Annotated in this window: 2 protein-coding genes; one reads left to right on the top strand and one right to left on the bottom strand. The window is 58.5% G+C overall.

Translation table 11 applies throughout. The features are described 5' to 3' along the window. Positions 1-111: 111 nt before the first annotated feature. Positions 112-825, bottom strand: a complete 714-nt coding sequence (locus tag HMPREF9538_RS23010) for a DUF554 domain-containing protein (protein ID WP_009484135.1) — start codon at positions 823-825, stop codon at positions 112-114. Between the two features lie 419 nt (positions 826-1,244). Between HMPREF9538_RS23010 and HMPREF9538_RS23015 the strand changes: the two genes are divergently transcribed. Then, positions 1,245-3,383, top strand: a complete 2,139-nt coding sequence (locus HMPREF9538_RS23015) for an ornithine decarboxylase (RefSeq protein ID WP_009484134.1) — start codon at positions 1,245-1,247, stop codon at positions 3,381-3,383. The last annotated feature ends 37 nt before the right edge of the window (positions 3,384-3,420 follow it).

Raw genomic sequence — 3,420 nt, 5'->3', positions numbered from 1 at the left:
CCGGGCAACGGGGCGCATTAAACCGTAATCGCCGCGCCTCGTCAACGAAATTTATCTGTTTTACAGCAGACTGAACAATCTATCACCACATTGCGCTAAAAGCACGCGTCTTCAGGCAAAAAACAGCGTCCAGGCCGCGGAAATTGGCATCGCCAGCACCAGCGCAGGCAGCATATTCACTACGGCAAACATTTTTATCCCGCAGATGCGCAGCCCGGTGGCCACCAGCAGCATGCCGCCGACGGCGCTGAAATCCGCCAGCATCATCGGCGTGGTAAGCGGCATAATGATCGCCGCGCAGGCTGCAAGAGTCAGCTGGATAATCAGCATCGGTACGCTGATGGCGGCGACGGCAATGCCCAGGGTGCAGGCGAAGATGGTGGCGGTGAAAAAGTCGAGAAACGCTTTGGCAATCAGAATGCTGGCGTCGCCGGTCATCCCTTCGCGCATGGCGCCGAAGACGCCGGTGCCGCTGGCGCAGAACAGGACGATAATCGCCACATAGCTCTGAATATAAGACTCATGAGCCGAAGCCTTTTTCTTGCCTTTCGCTGACATCAACTGCTGGAGTTTACTGACCAGCGTATTGATGCCTTTTTCCATATTGCATATTTCGCCGAGCAGCGTCCCCACCAGGGTCGACAGCACCATCACCGGCAGATTGGCGCACTTAATGACCAGTAAAATGCCGATGCCCAATGACGCCAGGCCAAAAATAGAGGTCATTGCGGTGCGGATCCGTTCCGGCAACCGTTGGCTGAGTAAGGCGCCCAGCACACCGCCGACCAGCACCGCGCTGGCGTTAATAAAAGGTCCTGTAACCACGCTGACTCCTGTTAAAAATCCCTGATAACCGCATTATTATGGCGTTAACTTACCGGGAAAGCTTGTGTATCCGTGATATAAGTGCATACGGTTTTCATCTTGCGCCTGTTCGGGAAAGGTGCCATGATTGCGCGAATTTTCTCCTCCCTGATATGAGGCCGCCGATGACGACACAGCCATTATCTCGCCAGCGACGCCGCGCCCAGATGCGCGGGCTGCCTCATCTTGCTACGCTTACCCCTCTGTTCACCATGCGGTGAAGGACACGTATGCTCACTGTAGGGCAACAGTAAGATCGGACGCGTCTGCTTTTACTGATGTCCGGCGGTCGGAGCTGAATCCGTCAGACCCGGACACATCGTTGGGCAAGGTCTCCCTTGTCTGAGGTTTTTACACTCCCGATACGGGCATTTGCGCTTATGAAATCCATGCACATTGCCGCCAGCTGCGAGCTGGTCACCCGCTTGTCCACCCACCGTCGCGTTGTGGCGCTGGACAGTACCGATTTTACCGATGTGGCGGCAGTCGTCATCTCCGTGGCCGACAGTCGCAGCGGCATCCTTACTCTCCTCAGGCGTAGCGGATTTAACCTGCCGGTCTACCTGCTGAGTGAGACGGCGGTCGACAAGCCGGAGGGGGTGCAGGCGGTGATCGCCGGTAAAGATCAGGAGTGGCTGGAGCTGGAGGCGGCGGCCTGTGATTATGAAGCGCGTCTGCTGCCGCCGTTTTTCAATACCCTGACCCAGTACGTCGAGATGGATAACAGCACCTTTGCCTGTCCGGGGCATCAGCACGGGGCGTTTTTCAAAAAGCACCCTGCAGGCCGTCAGTTCTATGACTTTTTTGGCGAAAATGTCTTTCGCGCCGACATGTGCAACGCCGATGTGAAATTAGGCGATCTGCTGATCCACGAAGGATCGGCCAAGCACGCGCAGAAGTTCGCTGCGAAGGTGTTCAACGCGGATAAAACCTACTTCGTCCTCAACGGCACCTCGGCGGCCAACAAAGTCGTGACCAACGCGCTGTTGACCCGCGGCGATCTGGTGCTGTTCGATCGCAACAACCACAAGTCAAACCATCACGGGGCGCTGATCCAGGCGGGGGCGACGCCTGTTTACCTGGAAGCCGCGCGCAATCCGTTCGGCTTTATCGGCGGCATTGACGAGCGCTGCTTTGATGAGCATTACCTGCGGGATCTCATCCGCGAAGCGGCGCCTGAGAAAGCCAATGCCTCCCGCCCGTTTCGTCTGGCGGTGATCCAGCTGGGGACCTACGACGGCACGGTCTATAACGCCCGCCAGGTGGTGGATAAGATCGGCCACCTCTGCGATTACATCCTGTTCGACTCGGCGTGGGTGGGCTATGAGCAGTTTATCCCAATGATGGCCGACTGCTCGCCGCTGCTGCTGGAGCTGACCCCCGACGATCCGGGTATTTTTGTCACTCAGTCCGTGCACAAGCAGCAGGCCGGCTTCTCACAGACGTCGCAGATCCATAAAAAGGATAACCATCTGCGCGGCCAGGCGCGTTTCTGTCCGCACAAGCGGCTGAATAACGCCTTTATGCTGCATGCCTCCACCAGCCCGTTCTATCCGCTGTTTGCCGCGCTGGACGTCAACGCCAAAATTCATGAAGGTGAGAGCGGCCGCCGCCTGTGGGCCGAGTGTGTGGCGCTGGGCATTGAGGCGCGCAAAGCGATCATCGCCAACTGCAAGATGATCCAGCCCTTTATTCCGCCAGTGGTGGCGGGGCGTCCATGGCAGGATCACCCGACCGAGGCGATCGCCCGGGAGCGCCGCTTCTTCAGCTTCGAACCCGACGCGCGCTGGCATGGTTTTGAAGGCTACGCGGACGACCAGTATTTTGTCGACCCGTGCAAGCTGCTGCTGACCACCCCGGGCATTGACGCTGAAAGTGGGGAGTACAGTGAGTTCGGCATTCCGGCGACTATTCTGGCGCATTATCTGCGTGAAAACGGCATCGTGCCGGAGAAGTGCGATCTCAACTCGATTCTGTTCCTGCTGACGCCGGCGGAGAGCGCCGAAAAAATGGCGCAGCTGGTGGCGATGCTGGGGCAGTTTGAACAGCATATTGAAGCGGATACGCCGCTGGCCGATGTGTTGCCGACCATCTATAACAAATATCCGGTGCGTTATCGCGACTATACCCTGCGCGAGCTGTGCCAGGAGATGCACGATCTGTACGTTAGCTTTGACGTGAAGAGCCTGCAAAAAGAGATGTTCCGTAAACGGAGCTTCCCAAGGGTGGTGATGAATCCCCAGGATGCCAACCACGAGTTTATTCGCGGCAACGTTGAGCTGGTGCGTCTGAGCGAGGCGGAAGGCCGCGTCGCGGCGGAGGGGGCGCTGCCGTATCCGCCGGGCGTGCTGTGCGTGGTGCCCGGCGAGGTCTGGGGCGGCGCCGTGCTGCGCTATTTCCTCGCGCTGGAGGAGGGGGTCAATATGCTGCCTGGCTTCTCGCCGGAGCTGCAGGGGGTTTACAGCGAGACGGATCCGGACGGCATTAAGCGGCTGTATGGCTACGTGCTGAAGGGATAAAAAAAAGCGCCCCCCCCCCCCCCCCGGGGGGGGGGGT

This window comes from Klebsiella sp. MS 92-3, from assembly GCF_000195655.1.
GTDB classification, from domain to species: domain Bacteria; phylum Pseudomonadota; class Gammaproteobacteria; order Enterobacterales; family Enterobacteriaceae; genus Klebsiella; species Klebsiella pneumoniae.
Note: the sequence above shows the minus strand (reverse complement) of the source record. Positions and strands in the feature narration are given on the sequence as shown.

Coding starts and splice junctions, on each gene's coding strand:
- HMPREF9538_RS23015 (WP_009484134.1), top strand. CDS start 1,245: ATGAAATCCATGCACATTGCCGCCAGCTGCGAGCTGGTCACCCGCTTG.